Raw genomic sequence first — 24,051 nt, 5'->3', positions numbered from 1 at the left:
GGTAGTTATACTACAAGAATCTTCAGCGTTGAAAGGACAGCACGTGCCCGACATCGATCTCCCGGCGAAACTCGCCGTCTCGCCGACCGGCACCCTCGCCGGAGGCAACGGCGTCTACACCAAGCACCTCGCGGACATGAGCGGGGTCTACCGCGACACGGCGGCCTACGAGGCCGAACTGACCGAGCGCGGCGGCGACGCCCTCGTCTACCGCGTGGAGTCGCAGGACTACGGTCCGCACTCCGGCGCCCTCACGATCGGCACCTCGACGCTGCTGCCCGGGCGCGTCGGCGACGAGTTCGCGGTCACCCGCGGCCACCTGCACGCCATCTCCGATCGAGCCGAGCTGTACTACTGCCTCTCGGGGCGGGGCGTCATGCTGCTCGAGACCCTGGACGGCCGCAGCGAGGCGTTCGAGCTCACGCCGGGCGAGGCCGTGAACGTGCCCGGCGAGTGGATCCACCGCAGCGTCAACGTCGGCGACGAGCCCTTCGTCACGCTCTTCACCTACGCCACCGATGCCGGCCAGGACTACCAGCTCATCGCCGACGCGCACGGGATGCGGAGCCTCGTGGTCGCCGACGGCGCGGGCGGCTGGAAGCTGCGCGAGAACCCGGATCACACCGGCTACCGGAGGGCGTGAACGTGTCGCACCCCTCCGCTCAGGCCGAGCTCTCCGCCCGTGTCCCGGCGCTCCTCGGCGGCAACCGGATCGTCCCCGTCATCGAGATCGACGACCCCGACGATGCGGTCCCGCTGACGCGGGCGCTCGCCGCGGGCGGCATCACCATCGTCGAGATCACGTTCCGCACCCCCGCCGGCGTCGCAGCGGTGCGCGCCGCCGCCGCGGCGGCCACCGGCAGCGTCGTCGGCGCGGGCACGATCCTCACCCCCGCGGATGTCGACGCCGCCGTCGAGGCGGGCGCCGCCTTCGGCGTCAGCCCGGGCTGGGATCCGCTGACCGCCTCGCGCGCGGTCGAGCGCGGCCTCCCGCTCATCCCCGGCGTCACGGGCGCGAGCGACATCCAGCAGCGCCTCGCCGAGGGCCACCGCACGGTGAAGTTCTTCCCGGCCGAGGCGAACGGCGGCGTCTCGGCCCTCGCGCAGCTGACGGCGCCCTTCGCGCATACGGGCCTCGTCTTCATGCCGACGGGCGGGGTCGGCGCCGGGAACGCCGCGGACTACCTCTCGCTGCCCGCCGTCGCCGCGGTCGGGGGTAGCTGGGTCGCTCCGCGCGCCCTCGTGCGCGACGGCGACTTCACGACGATCACGGAGCTCGCACGCGCGGCCACCGCCGCCGGCGCGCAGGGATAGGAGAGGGATCACGACGATGACCACGCAGGAGCAGTACCCCACCCTCACGGCCGCCGTCCTGCGGCCGGCCGTCCGCCCCACGTTCTACTTCATCGGGGTGAGCACGGCGCACTCGTCCATCCGCCAGGTGTTCCCCGAGTGGGCGGACGAGCTGGGGCTCGGCGAGGTCGACTTCGTCGGCATCGACATGCCGCTGCACGCTCCGGCCGAGGACTACCGCAGGGTGGTGCAGTTCTTCCGCGACGACGCGCTGAGCGTCGGGGCGCTCGTGACCACGCACAAGCTCGATCTCTACCAGGCCGCCTCCGACCTCTTCGACTACGCCGACCCGCTCACGGTGCTGATGGACGAGATCAGCTGCATCTCGAAGCGCGACGGCGAGCTGCGCGCCCACGCCAAGGATCCGATCACCGCCGGGTTCGCGATCGACGCGATCCTGCCGCCCGGCAGCTGGAAGGGGCGGTCGACGTTCATCATGGGCGCCGGCGGCTCCGCGATCGCCATGGCCTGGCACCTCACCCGCCCCGAGCGAGGCGACGACGTGCCGCGAGAGATCGTGGTGAGCAACCGCAGCCGCCCCCGCCTCGAGTCGCTGCGAGAGGTCTACCGGCAGTTCGGCACGGAGGTGCCGCTGCGGCTCGTCGACAGCCCGGCCCCGGCCGACAACGACGCGGCGCTGGCGCTCATGCCGCCCGGGAGTCTCATCGTGAACGCGACCGGGCTCGGCAAGGACGCGCCGGGGTCGCCGCTGAGCGACGCCGGCGTCTTCCCCGAGGCGGCTCACGTCTGGGATCTCAACTACCGGGGCGATCTGGTCTTCCTCGACCAGGCCCGCGCGCAGGCGGAGGAGCGCGGCCTGCGGATCCACGACGGTTGGGTGTACTTCATCCACGGCTGGACGCGGGTGATCGCCGAGGTGTTCGACATCGAGATCCCCACCTCGGGCCCCGGCTTCGACCGCCTCAGCGCGATCGCGCGCGGCGCGCGGAGGGCGTGACGTGTCGGCGCCCCGCATCCTCGTCACGCCGCGATCGCTCACCTCGGGGGAGCTGAGCGGCGTCGTCGAGCTCGCACCGCTCGTCGAGGCCGGCTACGAGCTGATCCCCGGCCCCGGCGGGCGCACGCCGACGGTGGAGGAGCTCGGCGAGCTGCTCTCCGGGAACGTCGTCGGCTATCTCGCGGGGGTCGAGGCGATCCCCGCGGAGGTGCTGCGCGCGGCTCCGTCGCTGCGGGCGATCTCCCGCAACGGCGTCGGCACGGACGCGATCGACCTGGAGGCCGCGTCCGACGCCGGCATCCGCGTCGAGATCGCGCGCGGCGCGAACGCCCAGGGCGTCGCGGAGCTCGCGATCCTGCACATGCTGGCCGCCCTGCGGGACTTCGACACGAGCACGGGCGCCATCCGCGAGGGCCGGTGGGAGCGCACCCGGGGAGGCGAGCTGAACGGGCGCACCGTGGGGATCGTCGGCCTCGGAGCGATCGGGCGCACCGTGGCGGCGATCGCCGCGGCGTTCGGCGCCCGCGTGCTCGCGAGCGATCCGTTCGTGCGCGACAGCGCACTCGCGGCCGTCGTCGATCCGGCCGAGCTCTTCGAGCAGGCCGACGTCATCACGCTCCACAGCCCTCCCGGCGACCGTCCGCTGATCGACGCGGCCGCGCTCGCGTCGATGCGCGACGGCGCCGTCCTCGTCAACACGGCGCGCGCCGCGCTCGTCGACGCCCCCGCGGTGCTCGCCGCGCTGCGCAGCGGGCGGCTGCTCGCCTACGCCGTGGACGCGTTCGACACCGAGCCCCCCGAGCTCGACGAGCTGCTGCTCCATCCGAGGTGCCGGGCGACCCCCCACCTCGGAGGATTCACCGAGGAAAGCGTCGGTCGAGCCACGGCGTACGCAGTGGAGAACCTGCTGCGGGCGCTGGGCCACGCACAGGATCGCTGATGGGATCCCGCCCGAAATTCCACGCGAAAGCAGGGGGATCGGGGCATGCGACTGTACAGTGAGACCGTGCCCACCTCCCTCCTGCAGTACATCTCGGACCGCTCCGCGTCGCTGAGCCGCTCGGAGCGGCGCGTCGCCGACTACGTCGTCGAGCACCGCGAGGAGGTCGTGCAGTCGACGCTCGCGGCGCTCGCCTCGGCGATCGGGGTGAGCGAGCCGACCGTCATCCGCTTCTGCTCCACGCTGGGCTTCTCCGGCTTCCAGGACTTCCGTCTCCAGATGACCCGCTTCCTGGCCCTCGGCGTTCCGGCCACGCACTCCGCCATCGAGGAGAGCGACTCGTCCCAGACCATCGTCTCGAAGATCTTCGACCACACGATCTCGAGCTTCGACCACACCAGGCGCTCGTTCGAGGCGGACCAGGCGGTCGCCGCGGTCGACCTCATCGAGGCGGCGCAGCGGCTGCACTTCTTCGGGTTCGGCGCCTCGTCGATCATCGCGAAGGACGCCCAGCAGAAGGCGCCGCTGTTCGGGCGCCCCTGCACGGCGGAGTCGGATCCCCACCAGCAGTTCATCGAGGCCGCCACCTCGGACGGGGACGACCTCTTCATCCTCATCTCCCACACCGGCCGCACGCTGCCGCTGCCGCAGATCGCGGAGGAGGTGCACGCCAACGGCGGCAAGGTCGTCGCGATCACCGCCAACCGCAGCAGTCCCCTCGCGCGGGCCGCGGACGTGGTGCTCGTGACGGAGTCCCTCGAGGACACCGACATGTACACCCCCACGATCAGCCGGCTGGCGGGGCTCGTCGTCGTCGACATCCTCGCGACGGTCACCGCGATGCGCTCGGACTCGGTGGATCTCGCCCGGCTCCGCGGCATGAAGCAGAAGCTGGCCGGGTTCCGGGCCACGCTGGACCCGCACGCGGGCGAGCAGGGCGACGGGCCCGAGCAGGGGGCCGATCGGGATCCCGCGCAGAGCGACGCACCGGAGACGCGGGCCGAGAGCGCCTGACCGGCGAGCCGTCGCGGCGAGCGCGACAGGACCGGACCCGTCGGCACGCTCCGCGGCCGGCATCGGAGCACGCGGAAGGGGCCGCCCGGGAGCTGCGCGCCCCGTCCGGCCCCTTCTGCGCCGTGGTGGTCGTGCGGTCTACGCCTGCGCGGCGCCCGTCATGATCGCCACCGCATCCGTCATCGAGTGCGACTGCGGCGTGATCGTCGCCGCCCGCTTCCCCAGCCGCTGGATATGGATCCGATCGGCGATGTCGAACACGTTCGGCATGTTGTGCGAGATCACGATCACCGCCGTCCCGTTGTCCCGCAATCGCCTGATCAGATCCAGCACCTGATTCGTCTCCCGCACGCCCAGCGCCGCGGTCGGCTCGTCCAGCACCACGACCTTCGAGCCGAACGCCGCCGCACGCGCCACGGCGACCGCCTGGCGCTGACCCCCCGAGAGGTTCTCGACCGCGACCGTCACGTCCTGCAGCGTCGAGATGCCCAGCGCGCTGAGATTCTGCTTCGCCTTCTCGCGCATGCCCTTCTTGTCGACCACCCGGAACACGGAACCGAGGATCCCCTTCTTGCGCTCCTCACGGCCGAGGAAGAGGTTGGAGGCCACGTCGAGCGCCGGCGAGACCGCCAGGGTCTGGTACACGGTCTCGATGCCCGCCTCGCGGGCGTCCTGAGGGCGCTTGAAGTGGACCTGCTGCCCGTCGAGGAACATCTCGCCCTCGTCGGGGATCTCGGCGCCGGTGAGGCACTTGATCAGGGTCGACTTGCCGGCGCCGTTGTCGCCGATCACGGCGAGCACCTCGCCCGGGTAGAGCTCCATGCTCACCCCGTCCAGCCCCACGACCCGGCCGAAGGTCTTGACCAGGCGCCGCGCCCGCAGGATCGGCTCCGGCCCGCCCGTCGGGGCTGCGGCCTCCGCGGTGTTCACTGCGTTGCTCATTTGCGTACCTTCCGAATCCACTGGTCGACGGTGACCGCGACGATGACGAGGATGCCGACGGCGAGGGTCTGCCACAGCACGTCGAGGCCCGCGAGCGAGAGCCCGTTGCGGAACACGCCGACGATCAGGGCGCCCAGCAGGGTGCCCCAGACGAGGCCGCGGCCGCCGAAGAGGCTCGTGCCGCCGATCACGACCGCCGTGATCGAGTCGAGGTTGAGCTCGCCCGCCACGTTCGGGGAGGCGGCGTTCGAGCGGCCGATCTGGATCCAGGCCGCGACCGCGATGATCGCGCCGGCGACGAGGTAGACGCTCAGCAGCACCCGGTTCACGCTGATGCCCGCGAGGCGCGAGGCCTCGGGGTCGTCGCCGACGGCGTAGAGGTGGCGGCCCCAGGCGGTCTTCGCCAGGATGAGGCCGAGCACCACGTAGAGCGCGAGCATCATGAGCACGCCGACGGAGACGTTGACCCCGGCGAGATCGAACGTGGTGCCGGTCCAGGTGAGCAGATCCGGCATCGCCGCGCCGCGCACCGTGGCGCCCTTCGAGTAGAGCAGCGTGATCGCGAGGAACACGTTCAGGGTGCCGAGCGTCACGATGAACGGGGGCAGTTTCAGCCTCGTGACGAGGAAGCCGTTGAAGGCGCCGGTCGCGATGCCGACGACGAGGCCGATGAGGATCGCGACGATGGCAGGGAGGCCGTTGTCGGCCGAGAGCTGCGCCATCACCATCGACGACAGCGCCATCGCGGCGCCGACCGACAGGTCGATGCCCGCCGTGAGGATGATGAGCGTCTGCGCCAGCGCCAGCGTGCCGACCACCGCGACCTGCTGGGTGATGAGCGAGAGGTTGCCCGGCGAGAAGAAGCGGTCGTTCAGGATCCCGAACACGATGACCGCGATGACCAGCACGATGGCCGGGCTGAGCGCCGGGTACTTGTGCAGGGTGTTGCGGACTCGGGTGAGCGGGGTGGAACGGTCCAGGAACTCCTCGGCGAGATCGAGCGCCGAGGTGGGAGGGTCGGTTTTCGGTTGACTCATCTGTGTGCCCTTCTGAGGTGGGACGGAACGGGTGCGGGCGCGGGCGGCGGCCCGAGCGCGGTGCGGGGCATCCGGCTCGGACCGCCGGCGCGTCTCACGGACGCCGGTGCGGCCCTAGCCCCAGCAGATCTCCGAGGCGGCGGCGCTGTCGATCGACTCGACGCCCTCCATCGGCTCGTCCGTGACGAGCTCGACGCCCGTGTTGAAGAAGTCGAGCCCCTCGCTGGTCTCGGGGGTCTCCCCCTCGGTCGCGAGGTCGTAGATCGCCCGCACGCCCATGTCGGCCATCTTCATCGGGTACTGCTGGCTCGTGGCGCTGAAGGTGCCGTCGGCGATGGCGTCGACGCCGACGCAGCCGCCGTCGATCGTCACGACCTGCAGGTCGTCGGTCTTGCCCGCGGCTTTGAACGCCTCGACCGCACCGTAGGCGGCGGGCTCGTTGATGGCGTAGAGCACGTTGATGTCGGGGTTCTTCGCAAGCAGGGTCTCGCCAGCGGTGCGGCCCCCGTCCTCGGCGCCGAGCGAGGCCTCGTGGCCGACGATCTCGTACTCGCCGCCGCTGTACTCGCCCGTGGCGTCCTCATCGCCGACCACCTCCGGGTCGCCGATGTCGATGCCCATGCCGTCGAGGAAGCCCTGATCGCGCTCGTAGTCGACGGCCACGACCTTGTCGTCGAAGAGGTCGACCATCGCGATGGTGGCCTTCTCGCCGTCGAGCTTGGCGGCCGTCCACTGGCCGATCTTCTGGCCGGCGAGGAAGTTGTCGGTCGCGAAGGTGATGTCGACGGACTCGGCGTCGGTGGGCGGCGAGTCGAGTGCGATGACGTAGAGGCCGGCGTCGCGGGCCTTGATGAGCGCGTCCTCCACCGCGGGGCCGTTCGGCGTGATCAGGATCCCGGCGTCGCCGCGGGAGATCGCGTTCTCGATGGCCTGGATCTGCGTGTCCTCGTCGCCGTCCTCCTTGCCGGCCGCGAGCGTCAGGTCGACGCCGAGCTCGTCGGCGACCTCCTGGGCGCCCTCCTGCATCTTCACGAAGTAGGGGTTGATGTTGGTCTTCGCGATGAGCGAGACGCCGATCTCCTCGCCGCCGTCGCCGCCGCCGTCGCCCCCGTCCGACGAGCAGCCGGTGAGCGCGAGCCCGGCGACCATCGCCATCGAGCCGATCATGGTGAGCTGACGCCGCAGCCCCTTGCCAGTGCGATTCATCGTCGAATCTCCTTTCTGACGCGCGGAGGCCCTTCTCCGAGCGATGCGATCCCAAACGTACCAAGCGACAGCCGCTTTGTAGTAAAACTACTATAACGATTCGATGACCGCGGGCAAAACGGGTCGAGACAACGTAGTCTCGGGAGAATCGCCCGAATTCGAGTAGCAACGCTTAATCAGTGGTGCGACGGGGCGGCGCGCCGAGGGGGTGACGGTGGAAGCGCGCCGAGGGGTCGAGAGAGACCGCGAGGGGCGGCGGCGAGGGAAGACGGCGAGGAGCCGGTGGAAGCGGGAGTCAGTAGTCCGACGTCGGAGCGGCCGCGCCGACCCGGCCCTCCCAGTCGGCGAGGATCGCCGCGGTGCCGGACACTCCGAAGCGCGTCGCCCCCGCCGCCCAGAGCTCGCGCACGAAGCCGGCCGTTCTGACGCCCCCGGAGGCCTTGACGCCGAGCCGGCCGCCGACGGTCTCGGCCATGAGCCGCACGGCGTGGACGCTCGCGCCGCCGGCCGGATGATAGCCCGTGGAGGTCTTCACGAAGTCGGCGCCGCCGGTCTCCGCGGCTCGGCAGGCCCCCACGATCTCGTCGTCGGTCAGCGCAGCCGTCTCGAGGATCGTCTTGAGGACCAGGCCGGGACAGGCCTCCCGCACCCTCCGCACCTCGGCGGCGACGGCCTCCCAGTCGCCCGCGCGCACGAGGCCGAGATTCACCACCATGTCGATCTCGGCGGCCCCCATGGCCGCCGCGCTCCCCGCCTCGGCGGCCTTCACCTCGGCGAGGTGGGCGCCCGACGGGAACCCGGCGACGGCGACGACCTCGAGAGCGCCCGCCTCGACGGGCAGCGCCGAGGGGTTGAGGCAGACCCGCGCCACCCCGAGGTCGCGCGCTCCCGCGAGGAACTCCCGCACGCTCCCGCGCGTCGCGTCGCTCGCGAGGAGCGTGTGATCGGCCACCGCGAGGAAACGCTCCCTCGTGAGTTCGCCGCTCTCAGGGAGCTGGGGGTCCGGTGCCATGGGGCGCTCCTTCCTCTCGGTCCGTTGCGGGCCCACCCTATCGGCCGGTCGACGCGACCGACGGCCCGGCGACGGAATCGATCTCGAGGCGCACGCCCCGCTCGCCGACCTCCGCGACCCGCACGTCGGCGAGGCTCTCGACGACGGCGTCGGCGAACGGGGCCAGGCTCTCGGCCGTCTCGGTGCCGACGATGCCGACGGTGCGGCAGCCCGCGGCCCGCGCGGACCGCAGGCCGACGGCCGTGTCCTCGAACGCCACGGCGCGCTCCGGCCCGTCGGTCAGGCGTCCCATCAGATAGGGCTCGGGATCGGGCTTGCCCGCGGTCACGGCGTCGCCGGTGACGAATCGCTCGGACACCCGGATGCCGATGCCCGTGAGCCGCGCCTCGGCGACGACCCGGGTCGCCGACGTGACGACGGCCCAGCTCCCGTCTGGCAGGCTCGAGACGAGCTCGAGCGCGCCCGCGGTCGGGCGGGCGAGGCCGGCCGTCTCGACCTCGAGCGCGTTCATCCGCTCGAGGGAGGAGGGCACGCGATCGGGCGTCACGAACTCGGAGATGATCGCGACGGCGGTGCGGCCGTGGAAGGGGCCGAAGTCGGGGAGCTCGAAGCCCAGCTCCCGGGCCCAGGTGCCCCACGCGGCCTCAGCGGCGAGCACCGAGTCGACGAGGGTGCCGTCCATGTCGAAGAGGAGCTCCTCGGCCCACCAGTGCAGTGGCGCGCAGACCTCCACCGTCACGCCTCGGCCTCGGTCAGCGCCGGCACGACGAGCGTCTTGATCGCGGCAGGATCGGTCCGGCCCATCGTCAGCGCCTCCTCCACGGCGTGCAGCCCGTGGCGTCCGGTGACGAGCGGGGCCGGGTCCACGAGGCCGCTCGCCACGAGGTCGATCGCCGCCGGCCACGTGTTGACGTAGCGATAGGTGCCGATGAGGTCGACCTCCCGTTGCTGGATCGTCGAGATCGGCACCTCGAGGACGGTGCGGCCCATGCCGACGAGGCAGGCCGTGCCGCCCGAGCGGATCGCGTCGAAGGCCGGGAGGATGGCCTGGGGGCTGCCCGAGGCGTCGATGTAGATGTCGAAGTGCTGCGCGTACGCCGCCAGCCCCTCGGCGGTCGGATCGAGCACGGCCGTCGCTCCGTGCGCGAGCGCGAACTCGCGGCGGTTCGCCACGGGATCGCTCACGACGATCTCGGTCGCGCCGCACGAGCGCGCGACCTGCGCGGTCAGGATCCCGATCGGCCCGGCCCCCGTCACGAGCACCCGCGCACCGGGGAACACGCCGGCTCTGCGGCAGGCGTGCAGCGCCACGGACACGGGCTCGATCATCGCCCCCTCCTCCGCCGTCATCGAGGGCGGCAGCGGGAACGCGAAGTCGTCGTCGATGACGGCGTACTCGGAGAAGGAGCCATCGACGGGCCAGGCGGCGTAGAACTCGACGTCGGGGCAGAGGTGGTAGCGCCCGTCCTTGCAGTAGCCGCACCGGCGGCAGGGCCGCTGCGGCTCGACGGCGACCAGCTGGCCGACGCGGCCGGGGTCGACGTCGGCCCCGACCGCGACGATCGTGCCCGAGGTCTCGTGCCCGAGGATCACCGGGCCCTCCGCGACGATGTCGCCCACGTTGCCCGACTCGTAGAAGTGGGTGTCGGAGCCGCAGACCCCGACGGCCTCGACCCGCACGAGCACCTCCCGCGCACCGAGCGCCGGGACGGGGACCCTGCGCAGTTCGACGGTGCCGGGTTCGACGAGGACGCTGGCGAGCATGGTTTCGGGTGCGGTCATGGCTCTATCCTTGCAAACGAACCGCCGCGGTAGTGTAATCCGATACCGAGACGGGCCGACCCGGCTCCGCACTCGACCCGCACGCAGGAAGGGAGGGCGCATGGCGCTCGGAACCCTCGAGGCCGCACAGCTCGCGCACGTCGCGCGGGAGCACTACGTCAACGGGAAGTCGCGCGTCGAGATCGCCGCCGAGATGGGCCTCAGCCGCTTCAAGATCGGCCGGATGCTCGAGGAGGCGGTCGAGAAGGGCATCATCCGCTTCGAGATCGTGAGCACGCCGGGCATGAATCTCGACCTCTCGGTCCAGCTGCAACGGCGGTACGGGCTCGAGCACACGATCGTGGTGGACACCCCCGTCGACACCGACGCCGAGGCCCAGTCGACCCTCGGCAAGGCCGCGGCGGAGTTCCTGCACGAGATCGTCGGGTCCGAGGACGTGCTGGGCGTCACCTCGGGTCGCACGCTCAACGCGATGGCCAGGAACCTCCCCTCGCTGCCGTGCGCCGGCGTGGTGCAGCTGGCGGGCATCGCGGGCCCGGTCGAGGAGAGCGGGCTCGAGGTCATCCGCCGCCTGGCGGCGTTCCCGGGCGTGCACCCCTGGCCCATCTACTCCTCCCTCGTCATGAGCGACGCGGCGACGGCGACGGGCACCCTCCGGCAGCCCGGGATCCGCGCCGCCGTCGACATGTTCCAGCACGTGAGCGTCGCGGTCTGCGCGATCGGCTCCTGGGTGCCGCAGAACTCCCTCATGATGATGAACCCCGCGATCACGGAGCGCGATCACGCGGCGCTGCTGGCGCGGGGCGTCGTGGCCGAGATCGCGTCGACCCTGGTCACCGACTCGGGCGAGATCGTCGACGACATCAGCGACCGCTGCATCGCCATCACCGAGCAGCAGATCCGGAGGGTGCCGCGCCGGATCGCGGTCGCCGGCGGCCCCTCGAAGACGCGCGCGATCCGCGCCGTCCTCGCCTCCGGCCTGCTCACCGGCATCGTGACGGACGGGTTCACGGCGCAGCGCCTGCTCACATGAGCACTGCTATTTGCATTCTGCAAAAGGGGTCAATATCGTGACGGCAACGGCGTTGTCACACGATTACCCAGCAAAGGAGCTCGACGTGCCTCAGATCCCCTCCCCCAAGCGCTTCACCGGGCGGAAGCTCGCACTCGCCGCGACGGCGGGCGCCGCCGCGGCGGCACTGTCCCTGACCGGCTGCGGCGCGGGAGACCCCAACGCCGGAGAGGACACCATCACCGTCGGCGTGACGGTCTACGACATGTCGTCCTTCATCACCCAGGGCAAGGAGGGCATGGAGGCCTACGCCGCCGACAACGGCATCGAGCTGCAGTGGAACTCCGCCTCGGGCGACGTCTCCACCCAGGCGAGCCAGATGGAGCAGTACGTCAACGCCGGGGTCGACGCGATCATCATCGTCCCCGTGCAGGCCGACTCGCTCGGCCCCCAGGTCGAGGCGGCGAAGGCCGCGGAGATCCCGGTCATCGCCGTGAACACGGCGCTCAGCGGCACCGAGGTCGACGCGAGCGTGCAGCCCGACGACGTGGCCGCGGGCGAGCAGGAGGCCCAGATGATGGTCGACGAGCTCGGCGGCGAGGGCAACGTCGTCGTGCTGCAGGGCCCCCTCGGCTCCTCGCCCGAGCTCGACCGCGGCGAGGGCATCGACAACGTGCTCGCCGAGAACCCGGGCATGACGGTGCTGGCCAAGGACACCGCGAACTGGAAGCGCGACGAGGCCGTCAACAAGATGAAGAACTGGATCTCGGGCTTCGGCGACGAGATCGACGGCGTCATCTCCCAGAACGACGACATGGCGCTCGGCGCGATCCAGGCGCTGCGCGAGGCGGGGATGACCGATATCCCGGTCGTCGGCATCGACGGCATCGAGGACGGCCTGAAGGCCGTGGAGGCGGGCGAGATGATCGGCACCTCGCTGCAGCACGGCACCGTCGAGCTCGCCACCGGTCTCGCGGTCGCCGCGAAGGTCGTCCGCGGCGAGGAGGTCGACACCGAGCCCGTGTACGTGATGCCCGCCATCACGGCCGACAACGTCGAGGAGGCGATGAAGAACGTCGTCACCGAGCGCGAGCCCTTCCTGCAGGAGCTCTCCGACCTCGTCAACGGCAACCTCGAGACCGGCAACATCGCCTACGAGGGTCTCACCGGCCAGACGAAGTAGCCGGCGCCCCCGCCCACCGGCAGACCGATAGGAAGGCATCGATGACCACCCTCTACAACGACCCCGCCGAGTTCGCCGAGGATCAGCTCCTCGGGTTCGCAGACCTCTACGCCGACCGCCTGCGCGCGGTTCCCGGCGGCGTGGTCGCGCATCGCGGCCCCGAGCCCATCGTCGCGGTCGTCGTAGGGGGCGGCTCGGGCCACTACCCGGCCTTCGCCGGTCTCGTCGGTCCCGGGTTCGCCTCGGGCGCCGTCGTGGGCAACATCTTCACCTCGCCCTCCGCGGCGCAGGTCTACTCGGTCGCCAAGGCGGCGGACCAGGGCCGCGGCGTGATCCTCACCTTCGGCAACTACGCCGGCGACGTCATGAACTTCGGGATCGCGGCCGAGCGCCTGCGCCGGGAGGGCATCGACACCCGCGTGGTGCTCGTCACCGACGACGTCGCCTCGTCGCCCGTCGAGGAGCAGCGCCGCGGCATCGCCGGCGACTTCACGGTCTTCAAGGCGCTCGGCGCGGCGGCCGCCGCCGGAGCCGGCATCGACGAGGTCGAGCGCATCGGCCGCGCGGCGAACGCGGCGACCCGCTCGTTCGGCGTCGCGTTCTCGGGCTGCACGATGCCCGGAGCGACCGAGCCGCTGTTCACCGTCCCGCATCGCCACATGGGCGTCGGCCTCGGCATTCACGGCGAGCCGGGGATCCGGGACGAGCCGCTCATGCCCGCCCGGGATCTCGCGAGGCTCCTCGTCGACGGCATCCTCTCGGCGCGGCCGGAGCCGTCCGACGCGGCGCCGACGAGGGGAACGGGCGCGTCGCGCGTCGCGGCCATCGTGAACGGTCTCGGCACCACGAAGTACGAGGAGCTCTTCCTCCTCTGGAACGAGATCCGCCCCCTGCTCGACGCAGCGGGCCTCACCCCGGTCGAGCCGGAGGTCGGCGAGCTCGTCACGAGCCTCGACATGGGCGGCTGCTCGCTGACGCTCATGTGGCTCGACGAGGAGCTGGAGACCACCTGGCGCGCCGACGCCTACGCGCCCGGCTACCGCAAGCAGGCCGCGCCCCTCTCGGAGCTGCGCCCCGTCGATCCCGGGGCGCTCGACACCGCCGAGGCGGCCGCGCCCGAGCCCTCCGCGGCCGGAGCCGGGCTCGCCCCGCTCGTGATCGCGGGGCTGCGCGAGCTGCAGCGCACGCTGCACGAGAACGAGGCCGAGCTCGGGCGCATCGACGCCGTCGCCGGCGACGGCGACCACGGGCGCGGCATGGTCAAGGGCATCGACGGCGCGATCCGCGCGGTCGATGCGCTCGGCGACGCCGGCTTCGGCCCCGGCTGGGTGCTGCGGTCGGCCGGTCGCGCCTGGGCCGCCGACGCGGGCGGCACCTCCGGCGTGCTGTGGGGCGCGGGCCTCGAGGCGGCCGGGGACGCGCTGACCGACACGCGGGAGCGCTACGACGCCGACGCCGTGAGCGAGGCCGTGGGCGCCTTCGTCGACGCGATCCTCGAGCTCGGGCGCGCCGAGATCGGCGACAAGACCCTGGTCGACGCGATGGTCCCGTTCCGCGACGCGCTGAACGCGGGGATCGAGGCCGGCAGCGGTGCGGCGCGGGCCTGGGCCGCGGCCGCCGAGGTCGCGACCGACGCCGCGCGCGAGACCGCGGCGCTGACCCCGAAGAAGGGCCGCGCGCGGCCGCTCGCCGAGAAGAGCGTCGGCACCCCCGACGCGGGCGCGACGTCGTTCGGGCTCATGGTGACGGCCCTCGGCGCGCTCGCCGCGCGGTGAGCGGGAACCGGGCGACGGCGTGCAGCACCGGGCGACGACCGGCAGGGCCGCGGGCGTAGGCTCGGACGAAGACCGCAGACGTGAATACGGACGTACGAAGAAAGGAACACCCATGAGCGAGACCCCCCTCCGCCTCGTCATCGGCTGCGATGACGCCGGGTACGACTACAAGGAGATCCTGAAGAGCGATCTCGAGGCGGACGCCCGCGTCGCCTCCGTGACCGACGTGGGCGTCGACGCCGACGGCCACACCGCCTATCCGCACATCGCCGTCGAGGCGGCGCGCATCGTCGCCTCCGGCGAGGCCGACCGCGCCATCCTCGTCTGCGGCACGGGCCTCGGCGTGGCGATCGCCGCGAACAAGGTCCCCGGTATCCGCGCGGTGACCGCCCACGACTCGTTCTCGGTCGAGCGCGCGATCCTCTCGAACGACGCGCAGGTGCTGTGCTTCGGTCAGCGCGTCGCGGGCATCGAGCTCGTGCGCCGCCTCGCGAAGGAGTGGCTGGGCTACCGCTTCGATCCGAGCAGCGCCTCCGCCGAGAAGGTCAACGCCATCTGCGAGTACGAGGCGTGAGCGTGACCCGGGATTTCGCAGGCAGGGTCGCGGTCGTCACCGGCGCCGCGAGCGGCATCGGGCTCACGGTGGCCCGGTACTTCGCCGAGCGCGGCGCGCGCGTCGCCGGCGTCGACCTCAACGAGCAGGTCGGCGAGGTCGTCTCGTCGCTCCCGGGCGACGGCCACATCGGCATCGTGAAGAACCTCGTCGATCCGGACGCGGCCTCAGCGGCGATCGCGGAGACGGTGGAGAAGCTCGGCGCCCCGCACATCCTCGTGAACTCGGCGGGCCTCGTCTTCCTCGACCCGGCGGTCGACGTGCCCGCCGAGCGCTGGCAGAAGACGCTGGACGTGAACCTCAGCGGCACCTTCTACATGGCCCAGGCCGCGGGCCGGGTGATGGTGGAGGCCGGCTACGGGAGGATCGTCAACCTCGCCTCCCAGGCCGGCGTGATCGGCCTCGACCAGCACGCCGCCTACTGCGCGAGCAAGGGCGCCGTGATCGCGCTCACCCGCGCGCTGTCGCTCGAGTGGGCGCCGCGGGGCGTGACGGTCAACGCGGTCTCCCCCACCGTCGTCGAGACCCCGCTCGGCAAGGCGGCCTGGGCGGGCGAGAAGGGCGAGAAGGCGAAGGCGGAGATCCCGGTGGGCCGCTTCGCGCAGCCCGAGGAGGTGGCCGCGATGATCGGCTATCTCGCGAGCGAGGACGCCGCCATGGTGACGGGCACGAACATGCTGCTCGACGGCGGCTTCACCTCGGTGTAGCCGAGTCTCGACGCGGGGGTCGCTTCGGCGGGCCCCGCGGTCGTCTCTCCGGCCGCCTACGCCCGCTCGGCGAGCTCCGTCAGCAGGGCGCGCGCGCCGCGCTCGTTCAGGGCCGTGAGGGCGTACAGGTAGGGCTCCGTGAACTCCGGTCGCTCGGCGAGGTCCCCGAACAGCTCGGGGTCGCGGATGAACGCCAGCGGGTCGTCGCTCGGCGCGGCGGCCGCCATGACCTGCTCCCTGCGATTGTCGACGACCTCGATGGGCTCGCCCTGCTCGTCGACGCCCCGGGCGTAGCGCGCCCACGACGCGACGATCGCCGCCGAGAAGTCGACGCTCCGCCCCTCGGCGAGCAGATCGAACACGACGGGCAGCAGCCACTTCGGGATGCGATCGCTCGATTCCGCGCAGAGCCGCGCCACCGTGTCGCCGACCTGCGGGTTGCGGAAGCGCGAGATGCAGGTCTCGCCGTACTCGGCGGGATCGACGCCCCCGATCGGCCGCAGGGTCGGGATCGCCTCCCGGCCGATGTAGTTCCTCAGGAGCCCCGAGATCAGCGGGTCGCTCGTCGCGTCCGCCACGAACCGGTAGCCCAGCAGATAGCCGAAGTAGCAGAGCCCTTGATGCGACGAGTTCAGCAGCCGCAGCTTCATCATCTCGTAGGGCTCGACGTCGTCCACGAGCTCCACCCGGGCGAGCTCGTACGGCGGGCGGCCGTTCACGAACGAGTCCTGCAGCACCCACTGGAAGAAGGTCTCGCAGACCACGGGCCACGCGTCCTCGAGACCCGTGAGCTCGAGCGCCGACCGCCGGTCGGCGTCGGTCGTGGCGGGGGTGATGCGATCGACCATCGAGTTGGGGAAGGCGACCTCGGCGTCGATCCAGGCGGCGAGCTCGGGATCCTTCGCCTCGGCGAACGCGAGGATCGAGCGGTGCGCGACGCGGCCGTTGTCGGGCAGGTTGTCGCACGACATCACGGTGAACGGCGTGGTGCCGGCCTCCCGGCGGCGGCGCAGCGCCTCGACGATCAGCCCGAACACCGTGCGCGGCATCGCGCCCTCGGCGAGGTCGGCGACGACGTCCGGCGCATCGATCAGGAACTCGCCCGTCGACTGGTTGATGTTGTAGCCGCCCTCGGTGACGGTGAGGGAGACGATGCGGGTGGTGGGGGTCGAGAGCAGCTCGAGCACCGCCTCGGCGCCGTCGTCGGCGAGAGTCAGCATGCCGAGGATCGAGCCGATCACCCGCGCGTCCTGCGCGCCGTCGGCGTGCTTCTCGATGAGGGTGTAGAGCCCGTCCTGCTCGCCCAGCGCCGCCCGCATGCGGGAGTCCTCCGGGCGCACGCCGATGCCCGTGATCGCCCACTCCCGGGCCTCGCCCCGGCGCAGCAGCTCGTCGATCATCAGCGCCTGGTGCGCGCGGTGGAACCCGCCCATCCCGAAGTGGGCGATGCCCGTGACCAGGCCGGCACGGTCGTACGGCGGCGTGGCGACGCCGCTGTTCGCCTGATCGAGTGTCGCTGCTGTGAGTCGCGGCATGAGTGCTCCCTTGCGCAAAGTGAGAAAAGTGGAACGGGCGGGTGTGAAACGAGCCGTACAGCGAAGATATCGACTCGGCGGCCCGGGGGCCACGCGGACGGGCGCGGCCCCTACGCGCCCCAGCCGGCCTGGACGCCGCCGACGCGCTCCTCGGCGATGGCGGCGAGGTACCCGGAGTCGGCGAACGCCCGCTCGGGGTCGGCGGGGAGACCGCGCGACCGGCGCCACTCGACCAGCCCAGGCCGTACGTCGGTGTAGAAGGCGTCCATGAACACGCGGTTCGCCTCGAGCACGTCTCCGGCCGCCTGCGCCGAACGCAGCGCCTCGGCGTCGACGAGCAGCGCCCGCGCCGTCATCTCCTGCACGTTCAGCACCGAGCGGATCTGGCCCGGGATCTTGTCCTCGACGTTGTGGCACTGGTCGAGCATGAAGGAGACGTCCGGGTGGTTCAGACCGCCGCCCCGGATCACCTCGAACAGGATCCGGAAGAGCTGGAAGGGATCGGCCGCCCCGACGATCAGGTCGTCATCCGCGTAGAAGCGGCTGTTGAAGTCGAAGGAGCCGAGCTTGCCGAGACGCAGCAGCTGCATCACGATGAACTCGATGTTGGTGCCCGGCGCGTGATGGCCCGTGTCGAGGCACACCATCGCCCGATCCCCGAGCGCCGCCACCTGCGCGTAGCTCGTCCCCCAGTCGGGCACGTCCGTGTGGTAGAACGCGGGCTCGAAGAACTTGTACTCGAGCACGAGGCGCTGCGACTCGCCCAGGCGCCCGTAGATCTCGGAGAGGGACTCGTGCAGCCGATCCTGCCTGCCGCGCATATCGGCCTGCCCGGGGTAGTTCGACCCCTCGGCCAACCAGATCTTGAGATCCCGCGACCCGGTCTCGTGCATCACGTCGATGCACTCGAGGTGGTGGTCGATCGCCTTGCGCCTGATGCGCTCGTCCTCGTGGGTGAGGGCGCCGAACTTGTAGTCGTCGTCCTGGAAGGTGTTGGAGTTGACGGTGCCGAGCTCGACGCCGTGCTCCTCGGCGTGGCGGCGCAGGTCGGCGAAGGAGTCCACCCGGTCCCACGGGATGTGGAGCGCCACCTTCGGCGCGAGCGCCGTGTAGCGGTGCACCTGCGCGGCGTCCGCGATCTTCTCGTAGGGGTCGCGCGGCGTGCCGGGGGTGCCGAACACCTTGAAGCGCGTGCCCGAGTTGCCGAACGCCCACGAGGGCAGCTCGATCGCCTGCGCCTCGAGTCGATCGAGGACGTCGGATGCGAGGTTCGTCATGGTGCCTGCTTTCTCTCGTCGCCGGGGGGGGGGCCGGGCCGGCGAGCGCTCCGGAACCCGCCGGCCCCCTGCCTCAGTAGAGCGTGTAGCCGCCGTCGATCACGACGACGGACCCCGTCATGAACGCCGAGGCGTCGGAGACCATGTACACCACGGTCGGCGCGATCTCCTCGGGCACGGCGTACCGCTTCATGGGCGCGTCCTCGATCCAGTGCTGCCGGAACCGGGGCTCGTCCACGGGCGCCATCTCGGTCTTCACGTAGCCGGGGGCGATCGCGTTGACCCGGATCCCGTGCTCGGCCCACTCGGCGGCGAGCGACTTCGTGAGCTGGTGCACGGCGGCCTTCGAGGCGTTGTAGGCGGGCTGCCACTGCGGGCGGTTGACGATGAGCGAGCTGATCGATCCCACGTTCAGGATCGTGCCGCTGCCCTGCTCCTTCATCACGCGCGCCGCCGCGGTCGACACCTTCCACAGCGCGTTGAGGTTGAGGTCGATGACGGCGTGCCACTCCTCGTCGGGGATCTCGAGCGCGGGGCGGTGGATCGCGACGCCCGCGTTGTTGATGAGGATGTCGAGGCGCCCGAGGATGTCGACCGCGTCGGCGACCATCTGCGCGGCCTGCTCGCCGTCGGTGATGTCGACGGCGAGGGTGTGCACCGTGTGCCCGTCCGCCCGCAGCGTCTCGGCTGCCTCCTCGTTCTTCGCCGCGTCGCGGGAGGCGATGACGACCTCGGCGCCCGCCTCCGCGAGGCCCCGGGCGAAGGCGAGCCCCATGCCGCGGTTGCCTCCGGTGATGAGCGCCTTCTTCCCCGCGAGCGAGAACGTGTCGAGTACGGCCATGTCTGTTTCTCCTGTTCGATTGCGTGTGAATGCGTCTGAGCGCGCCGCCCGTGCCCTCGGGCTAGGTCAGCACTTGGAATCTCCGGTTCGTGTAGCCGTTCAGCAGCGCGGCGAACACGAGCACGACGCCGAGGGCGAGCAGCTGGTACTGCGTGCCGTGGTTGCCCGGAAAGATGAGCAGGATCCCGGCGTTGAGCCACACGACGAGCAGCCCGGCGAGCACGACGCCCGCCACCCGGCCGATGCCGCCCGTGATGGCCACGCCGCCCAGCACCGCGATCGTGATCGCGGGAAGCGCCATGCCGTTGCCGGAGGTGCCGGCGTCGGGCCGGGCCGAGGCGAACTGGCCGACCGTCACGACGGCGACGAGCCCCGAGATCATGCCCGAGATCACGAACGCGCGCATCCGCACCGCGGCCACGTTGATCCCGGCCCACTCGGCCGCGACGTCGTTGGTGCCCGTCGCGTACAGCCGGCGCCCGTAGGGGGCGCGGTTCAGCAGGTACCAGACCACGATCACCGTCGGGATCAGGAAGAGGAAGATGCCGAGCGGGATGTTCGGCACGAATCCGGAGAGGCCGGGGATCGGGATCGCCCGCGCCGTCTGGTACATCTCCTGGATCTCGGGCGAGTTGATGGGCTTCTGGTCGTTGACCACGAGCGCGATCGACCAGTAGGCGTAGTAGGTGGCGAGCGTCGCGATGAGCGGCGGGAAGCCGAGGTAGGCGACGAGCACGCCGTTGACCGCGCCGAGGATTCCGCCCGCTGCGATGGCGAGCACGATCGCGGGGATGAGGGGCACGCCCCACATGCCGTGGGCGAAGCCGAAGATCATGCTCACGAGCGACACCATCGATCCGACCGAGAGGTCGATCGCGCCGCGCCCCGTCACGATGACGACGAGCTGCGCGAGCGCCAGCATGACGAGCGGCACCACGTTGATGAGCGAGCTCGCGAGGTACTGGGCGTTGTAGTTGCCGCTCATCTGCCCCGACGCGTCGAGGGAGAACATCACGGCCAGCATCACGATGAGCAGGATCGCGACGAGCAGCACGCGCTGGGTCAGCACGGTGCGCAGGATCGAGGACCACCTGCTGTCGCTCCCGCCGCCGGTCTCCACGACGGGGCCGGTCTGCGGGGCGGGGCGGGTCTCCGCCCGGGTCTTCTCGCTCATGCCTTCCTCCTGAATCGCTGCTGGATGAGGTCGGCGCCCACGGCGATCACGATGGCGACGCCGACGAAGAAGTTGGCGAGCTGCGAGGGCCAGCCGAGCTGGATCGTGCCCGAGGTCACCGTCTGCACGAGGATCGCGCCGAGCACCGTGCCCAGCACCGTGCCGCGCCCACCGAGGATCGAGGTGCCGCCGATGACGACCGCCGCGATCACCTGCAGCTCCATCCCCTTCCCCACGGTCGGCGCGAGCGACTGGGTGCCGTTCGCGATGACGATGATCGATGCGAGGCCGGCGAGCAGACCGGTGAGCACGTACGGGATCATGGTGTGCCGCTCGACGCGGATGCCCGCGAGCTTCGCGGCCGGCGCGTCGCTGCCGATCGCGTAGAAGTGGCGGCCGCCGGCGGTGTAGCGCAGGAACCACCACACGATGGCCGCGAGCACGAGCATGATGAGGAACGAGTGCGGGATCCCGAACAGGCGCCCGGCCTCGCCGCGGCCGAACACGCCCACCGACGAGGGGATGCCGTTGACGACCTGCGCGTCGAAGATCCGCAGGCCGATGAACAGGAAGATGTTCGCCGTGCCGAAGGTGATGATGATGGGATGCACCCGTCCGATGGCGATGAGCACGCCGTTGAGCAGGCCGAGCAGGCCCCCGATCGCGACGCCGATCGGCAGCGCGACGGGGAGGGGGACTCCTCCCTCGGCCATCAGCTTCGCCATGACCACCGAGCAGACCATCACCATGCCCGCGACCGAGATGTCGATCCCGGCCGTGATGATGATGATCGTCATGCCGATGCCGATGATCGCGATCGGCGCGATGCTCGCGAGGAGCGGCTGCAGCGACGCGGGCTGCAGGAACCCGGGCGTGAAGACGCCGAGCAGCGCCCAGAGCAGGACGATGACGCCGATGAGCACGAACTCCTGCCCGCTGATCGCGCGGGGCAGCACGCGCCCGGAGGGGCGGCTGATCGCCTTCGTGTGCGTGGGGACCGAGGTGCTCATGCGGCCCGTCCTTCCTCGTCGCCGGCAGCCGCGGCGAGCAGGTCGACCTGCGTCGCGTCGGGGCCGAACGTCACGGTCGTCGTCCCGTCCCGGACCACGACGATGCGGTCCGCGAGGCGCAGCGCCTCGGGCAGGTCGGTGGTCACGACGAGCACGGAGACGCCGCTCTCGGCGAGCTCCGTGACGATCGAGTGGATCTCCTCCTTCGCGCCGACGTCGACGCCCTGGGTCGGCTCCTCGAGCACGAGCAGCCGGGGCCGCTCGACGAGCTGCCGCGCGAGCACGACCTTCTGGGCGTTGCCGCCCGAGAGCGCCCCGATGGGCTGCTTCTCGCTCGGGGTCTTCACCGCGAGGCGCTTCACCAGGTCGACGGCGATCTTGCGCTCCCTGGCACGGTCGAACCAGATGCCGAACCGGGTGAGCAGGCCGATCGAGCCTGCCGAGATGTTGAAGGCGATGCTCTGGAACCCGAACATGCCCTGGCCCTTGCGGTCCGCGGGGAGCAGCGCGATGCCCTTCTTCTGCACGTGCCGCGGCGACCGGGGCCGGAAGACCTCGCCGTCGAGCATGATCTCGCCGCCCGTCGCGCGCTTCATCCCCCAGATCGACGCCGCGACCTCGGACGCCCCCGAGCCGACGAGGCCGTACAGGGCCACGATCTCGCCGGGCGCGACCGAGACGTTGACGTCGCTGAAGTCCTCTCCCCTGGCCAGCTTCCGGAGTTCGAACAGCGGCTTCTCCCCCGAGAGGTCGACGTGGCGCTTCTCGGCCACCTCGATGCCGCCGACCATCGCCTCGGCGATCGACCTCACGGTCATGTCGGCCATGGAGTGGGTGCCCACCGTCCGGCCGTCGCGCATCACCGTGATGTCGTCGGCGATGCGGAAGAGCTCGTCGAGGCGGTGCGAGATGTAGATGATCGCCACCCCCCGCTCGCGCAGCCGGCGCACGACTCCGAAGAGCACGTCGATCTCGGCGTCGGTGAGGATCGCGCTGGGCTCGTCGAGGATCAGCACGGAGGCGTCCTGGGCCAGCGCCTTCGCGATCGCGACCTGCTGCCGGCTCGCGATGGAGAGGTCGTCGACCACTCTCGTGGCGTAGCGCTGAGGCAGGCCGATGATGTCGAGCAGCTCGTCGACCCGCTGCTTCTGCTGCTTCCAGTCGATGCGGCCGCCGGCGCGGAGCTCGCGTCCGATGAAGATGTTCTCCGCCACCGTGAGCTCGCCGAAGAGCTGCGGCTCCTGGTAGACGGTCGCGATGCCCGCGGCGATCGCGCCCGAGGTGCTCGTGTAGGACGCGGAGGAGCCGTCGATCTCGATGCCGCCCTGATCGGGGACCTCAGCCCCCGCGAGGATCTTGATGAGGGTGGACTTGCCCGCTCCGTTCTCGCCGACGAGCGCGTGCACGCTCCCCGGGCGCACGACGAGGTCGGCGTGCCGGATGGCGCGCACGGCGCCGAAGCGTTTGGATATGCCGCGCAGGGCGACCCGGGGCGGCGAGGAGTCCGCCGGGCGGGAGTCCTCGGTTGGCTGCTGTTCTGACAACGCCCTCTCCTTCGAGGTCATCGGCGTGGTGGATGCGGTGGGAACGGCTCGGGGGCGGAGTGCTCCGCCCCCGAGCCCCGGGCGATCAGTAGTCGTACCCGGCGGCGTTCTCGGCGTTGAACTCCATCGCCGGGCCGAGGATGAGGGTCTTCTCGTCGGCGATGTACTCCACCTCGGGCAGCGTGTCGCTGACCTCGTTGGTCGCCTGGAAGTCCTCGCCGAGGCCGAGCTGGAGGCCGGCCCACGCGGTGAGGTACCCGAGCTCCTCGACGTCCCACAGGATCGAGGCCGACGACGAGCCGTCCTCGAGGTAGGGCACCATCGACGCCGGCGTGCCGACGCCGACCGTGAAGACCTCGCCGATCTTGCCCGCGTCGCGCACGGCCTGGGCCACACCGACCGCGGAGGTCGTGCACTGCCCGATGAGGCCCTTCAGATCCGGGTGGGCGTTCATGAAGTCGGTCGCCATCTGCGCGTTCGCCGCCTGGTCCTCGCCCGAGTAGCCGATGTCGACCAGCTCCATGTCGGGGTAGTTCTCCTCCTGGTGGGCCGTCTGCGCCTCGATCCAGGAGTTGAGGTTCTCGGCGGTCTCCCCGCAGGAGACGACGGCGTACTCGCCCTCCTCGCCCATGGCCTCCGCGAGAGAGTCCATGACCTGCGACCCGACGCCCTCGGCGGTCGCCTGGTTGACGAAGACCTCGCGCACGGAGTTGGGGGCGTCGGTGTCCGCCGTGCCCACGCGGATACCGGCGTCCTTGGCCTCCTGCAGCAGCGGGGCCATAGAGTCGGGATCGTTCGGCGCGACGATGAGCACGTCGACCTGCTGCTGGATGAAGGACCGGACGACGTCGGCCTGGGCCGCGGCGTCTGCGGTGGTCGGGCCCTGGTAGAGCCACTCGAGGTTGTCGTAGTCCTCGGCGGCGACCTCGGCCCCGGAGTTCATCGCCTCGAAGAAGGGCGAGCCCTGGAGCTTCGGCACGAAGGCCACGGTGACCGTGTCATCGCCGCCGCCGTCTCCTCCGCCGTCGCCGTTGCCCCCGCCCGAGCAGCCGGCCAGCACGAGACCGGCGGTCGCAGCGGTGGCGATCATGAGTGTTGCGCGAGATTTCTTCATTGATGTCTCCCAGTGTGAATCG

Annotated in this window: 23 protein-coding genes; 10 read left to right on the top strand and 13 right to left on the bottom strand. The window is 71.1% G+C overall.

Features of this window, described 5'->3' with window-relative positions; all coding sequences use genetic code 11:
- Window positions 1-43 precede the first annotated feature (43 nt).
- The 5 genes from JD276_RS16120 to JD276_RS04925 are packed head-to-tail and all read left to right on the top strand — an operon-like array spanning window position 44 to window position 4,265.
- On the top strand, window positions 44-643 hold the full coding sequence (locus JD276_RS16120) for a glucose-6-phosphate isomerase family protein (protein WP_200114473.1): 600 nt from the start codon (window positions 44-46) through the stop codon (window positions 641-643).
- Window positions 644-645: 2 nt separating this feature from the next.
- The gene (gene eda, locus JD276_RS04940) at window positions 646-1,314 is read left to right on the top strand and encodes a bifunctional 4-hydroxy-2-oxoglutarate aldolase/2-dehydro-3-deoxy-phosphogluconate aldolase (protein ID WP_307866457.1); all 669 of its coding nucleotides are present in this window, start codon (window positions 646-648) and stop codon (window positions 1,312-1,314) included.
- A 16-nt stretch (window positions 1,315-1,330) separates the two neighbouring features.
- Complete coding sequence (locus JD276_RS04935) at window positions 1,331-2,311, top strand: shikimate dehydrogenase family protein (RefSeq protein WP_200114469.1); 981 nt, start codon at window positions 1,331-1,333, stop codon at window positions 2,309-2,311.
- A 1-nt stretch (window position 2,312) separates the two neighbouring features.
- Window positions 2,313-3,251 carry an NAD(P)-dependent oxidoreductase gene (locus JD276_RS04930; RefSeq protein WP_200114468.1) on the top strand — a complete coding sequence of 313 codons (939 nt, stop codon included), beginning with the start codon at window positions 2,313-2,315 and terminating at the stop codon, window positions 3,249-3,251.
- A 45-nt stretch (window positions 3,252-3,296) separates the two neighbouring features.
- Window positions 3,297-4,265 carry a MurR/RpiR family transcriptional regulator gene (locus JD276_RS04925; RefSeq protein WP_200114467.1) on the top strand — a complete coding sequence of 323 codons (969 nt, stop codon included), beginning with the start codon at window positions 3,297-3,299 and terminating at the stop codon, window positions 4,263-4,265.
- A 138-nt stretch (window positions 4,266-4,403) separates the two neighbouring features.
- Here the strand turns inward: JD276_RS04925 and JD276_RS04920 are convergent, their stop codons facing one another.
- The 6 genes from JD276_RS04920 to JD276_RS04895 all read right to left on the bottom strand — a co-directional run bounded on the left by JD276_RS04920 (window position 4,404) and on the right by JD276_RS04895 (window position 10,244).
- Entirely contained in the window at window positions 4,404-5,207 is an 804-nt protein-coding gene (locus JD276_RS04920; protein ID WP_200114466.1) for an ATP-binding cassette domain-containing protein, read from the bottom strand.
- Window positions 5,204-6,244, bottom strand: coding sequence for an ABC transporter permease (locus JD276_RS04915; RefSeq protein WP_200114465.1), 1,041 nt, complete (start codon window positions 6,242-6,244; stop codon window positions 5,204-5,206). Before JD276_RS04915 ends, JD276_RS04920 begins: the two co-directional genes overlap by 4 nt.
- A gap of 114 nt (window positions 6,245-6,358) precedes the next feature.
- Window positions 6,359-7,450 carry a substrate-binding domain-containing protein gene (locus JD276_RS04910; protein ID WP_200114464.1) on the bottom strand — a complete coding sequence of 364 codons (1,092 nt, stop codon included), beginning with the start codon at window positions 7,448-7,450 and terminating at the stop codon, window positions 6,359-6,361.
- Between the two features lie 295 nt (window positions 7,451-7,745).
- Window positions 7,746-8,462 (bottom strand): deoxyribose-phosphate aldolase, encoded by a 717-nt coding sequence (gene deoC / locus JD276_RS04905; RefSeq protein ID WP_200114463.1) that lies wholly within the window; start codon window positions 8,460-8,462, stop codon window positions 7,746-7,748.
- A 37-nt stretch (window positions 8,463-8,499) separates the two neighbouring features.
- Window positions 8,500-9,201, bottom strand: a complete 702-nt coding sequence (locus JD276_RS04900; protein ID WP_200114461.1) for an HAD-IA family hydrolase — start codon at window positions 9,199-9,201, stop codon at window positions 8,500-8,502.
- Complete coding sequence (locus tag JD276_RS04895; RefSeq protein WP_200114459.1) at window positions 9,198-10,244, bottom strand: NAD(P)-dependent alcohol dehydrogenase; 1,047 nt, start codon at window positions 10,242-10,244, stop codon at window positions 9,198-9,200. Before JD276_RS04895 ends, JD276_RS04900 begins: the two co-directional genes overlap by 4 nt.
- 100 nt (window positions 10,245-10,344) lie before the next feature.
- Between JD276_RS04895 and JD276_RS04890 the strand changes: the two genes are divergently transcribed.
- The 5 genes from JD276_RS04890 to JD276_RS04870 all read left to right on the top strand — a co-directional run bounded on the left by JD276_RS04890 (window position 10,345) and on the right by JD276_RS04870 (window position 15,534).
- Window positions 10,345-11,277, top strand: coding sequence for a sugar-binding transcriptional regulator (locus JD276_RS04890; RefSeq protein ID WP_200114457.1), 933 nt, complete (start codon window positions 10,345-10,347; stop codon window positions 11,275-11,277).
- A gap of 85 nt (window positions 11,278-11,362) precedes the next feature.
- The gene (locus JD276_RS04885; RefSeq protein WP_307866454.1) at window positions 11,363-12,439 is read left to right on the top strand and encodes a substrate-binding domain-containing protein; all 1,077 of its coding nucleotides are present in this window, start codon (window positions 11,363-11,365) and stop codon (window positions 12,437-12,439) included.
- A 41-nt stretch (window positions 12,440-12,480) separates the two neighbouring features.
- Window positions 12,481-14,214: a dihydroxyacetone kinase family protein gene (locus JD276_RS04880; RefSeq protein ID WP_200114455.1), complete on the top strand. Its 1,734-nt coding sequence runs from the start codon at window positions 12,481-12,483 to the stop codon at window positions 14,212-14,214.
- Window positions 14,215-14,326: 112 nt separating this feature from the next.
- Complete coding sequence (locus JD276_RS04875; protein ID WP_200114454.1) at window positions 14,327-14,788, top strand: ribose-5-phosphate isomerase; 462 nt, start codon at window positions 14,327-14,329, stop codon at window positions 14,786-14,788.
- Window positions 14,789-14,790: 2 nt separating this feature from the next.
- Window positions 14,791-15,534, top strand: a complete 744-nt coding sequence (locus JD276_RS04870) for a GolD/DthD family dehydrogenase (protein ID WP_307866453.1) — start codon at window positions 14,791-14,793, stop codon at window positions 15,532-15,534.
- 56 nt (window positions 15,535-15,590) lie between these two features.
- On the opposite strand, the gene JD276_RS04865 is transcribed toward JD276_RS04870, so the two are convergent.
- The 7 genes from JD276_RS04865 to JD276_RS04835 form a co-directional block, all read right to left on the bottom strand.
- Window positions 15,591-17,069 carry a mannitol dehydrogenase family protein gene (locus JD276_RS04865; protein WP_200114450.1) on the bottom strand — a complete coding sequence of 493 codons (1,479 nt, stop codon included), beginning with the start codon at window positions 17,067-17,069 and terminating at the stop codon, window positions 15,591-15,593.
- 110 nt (window positions 17,070-17,179) lie between these two features.
- Window positions 17,180-18,346, bottom strand: coding sequence for an L-rhamnose isomerase (gene rhaI / locus JD276_RS04860; protein WP_200114447.1), 1,167 nt, complete (start codon window positions 18,344-18,346; stop codon window positions 17,180-17,182).
- Between the two features lie 73 nt (window positions 18,347-18,419).
- The gene (locus JD276_RS04855; RefSeq protein ID WP_200114445.1) at window positions 18,420-19,187 is read right to left on the bottom strand and encodes an SDR family NAD(P)-dependent oxidoreductase; all 768 of its coding nucleotides are present in this window, start codon (window positions 19,185-19,187) and stop codon (window positions 18,420-18,422) included.
- A gap of 61 nt (window positions 19,188-19,248) precedes the next feature.
- Entirely contained in the window at window positions 19,249-20,361 is a 1,113-nt protein-coding gene (locus JD276_RS04850) for an ABC transporter permease (RefSeq protein WP_200114442.1), read from the bottom strand.
- Window positions 20,358-21,371, bottom strand: a complete 1,014-nt coding sequence (locus JD276_RS04845; protein ID WP_200114440.1) for an ABC transporter permease — start codon at window positions 21,369-21,371, stop codon at window positions 20,358-20,360. The genes JD276_RS04850 and JD276_RS04845 overlap by 4 nt, the downstream gene beginning before the upstream one ends.
- Window positions 21,368-22,915 carry a sugar ABC transporter ATP-binding protein gene (locus tag JD276_RS04840; RefSeq protein WP_200114438.1) on the bottom strand — a complete coding sequence of 516 codons (1,548 nt, stop codon included), beginning with the start codon at window positions 22,913-22,915 and terminating at the stop codon, window positions 21,368-21,370. Before JD276_RS04840 ends, JD276_RS04845 begins: the two co-directional genes overlap by 4 nt.
- Before the next feature lie 85 nt (window positions 22,916-23,000).
- Entirely contained in the window at window positions 23,001-24,029 is a 1,029-nt protein-coding gene (locus JD276_RS04835) for an autoinducer 2 ABC transporter substrate-binding protein (protein ID WP_200114436.1), read from the bottom strand.
- Window positions 24,030-24,051 lie beyond the last annotated feature (22 nt).

The organism is Leucobacter chromiisoli, assembly GCF_016522505.1.
GTDB classification, from domain to species: Bacteria; Actinomycetota; Actinomycetes; order Actinomycetales; family Microbacteriaceae; genus Leucobacter; species Leucobacter chromiisoli.
The sequence above is the reverse complement of the archived record's forward strand: the minus strand, read 5'-3'. Positions and strand labels throughout refer to the sequence as shown.

Coding starts and splice junctions, on each gene's coding strand:
- JD276_RS04935 (WP_200114469.1), top strand. CDS start 1,331: ATGACCACGCAGGAGCAGTACCCCACCCTCACGGCCGCCGTCCTGCGG.
- JD276_RS04925 (WP_200114467.1), top strand. CDS start 3,297: ATGCGACTGTACAGTGAGACCGTGCCCACCTCCCTCCTGCAGTACATC.
- JD276_RS04920 (WP_200114466.1), bottom strand. CDS start 5,207: ATGAGCAACGCAGTGAACACCGCGGAGGCCGCAGCCCCGACGGGCGGG.
- JD276_RS04915 (WP_200114465.1), bottom strand. CDS start 6,244: ATGAGTCAACCGAAAACCGACCCTCCCACCTCGGCGCTCGATCTCGCC.
- JD276_RS04910 (WP_200114464.1), bottom strand. CDS start 7,450: ATGAATCGCACTGGCAAGGGGCTGCGGCGTCAGCTCACCATGATCGGC.
- deoC (WP_200114463.1), bottom strand. CDS start 8,462: ATGGCACCGGACCCCCAGCTCCCTGAGAGCGGCGAACTCACGAGGGAG.
- JD276_RS04895 (WP_200114459.1), bottom strand. CDS start 10,244: ATGACCGCACCCGAAACCATGCTCGCCAGCGTCCTCGTCGAACCCGGC.
- JD276_RS04890 (WP_200114457.1), top strand. CDS start 10,345: ATGGCGCTCGGAACCCTCGAGGCCGCACAGCTCGCGCACGTCGCGCGG.
- JD276_RS04880 (WP_200114455.1), top strand. CDS start 12,481: ATGACCACCCTCTACAACGACCCCGCCGAGTTCGCCGAGGATCAGCTC.
- JD276_RS04875 (WP_200114454.1), top strand. CDS start 14,327: ATGAGCGAGACCCCCCTCCGCCTCGTCATCGGCTGCGATGACGCCGGG.
- JD276_RS04865 (WP_200114450.1), bottom strand. CDS start 17,069: ATGCCGCGACTCACAGCAGCGACACTCGATCAGGCGAACAGCGGCGTC.
- rhaI (WP_200114447.1), bottom strand. CDS start 18,346: ATGACGAACCTCGCATCCGACGTCCTCGATCGACTCGAGGCGCAGGCG.
- JD276_RS04855 (WP_200114445.1), bottom strand. CDS start 19,187: ATGGCCGTACTCGACACGTTCTCGCTCGCGGGGAAGAAGGCGCTCATC.
- JD276_RS04850 (WP_200114442.1), bottom strand. CDS start 20,361: ATGAGCGAGAAGACCCGGGCGGAGACCCGCCCCGCCCCGCAGACCGGC.
- JD276_RS04845 (WP_200114440.1), bottom strand. CDS start 21,371: ATGAGCACCTCGGTCCCCACGCACACGAAGGCGATCAGCCGCCCCTCC.
- JD276_RS04835 (WP_200114436.1), bottom strand. CDS start 24,029: ATGAAGAAATCTCGCGCAACACTCATGATCGCCACCGCTGCGACCGCC.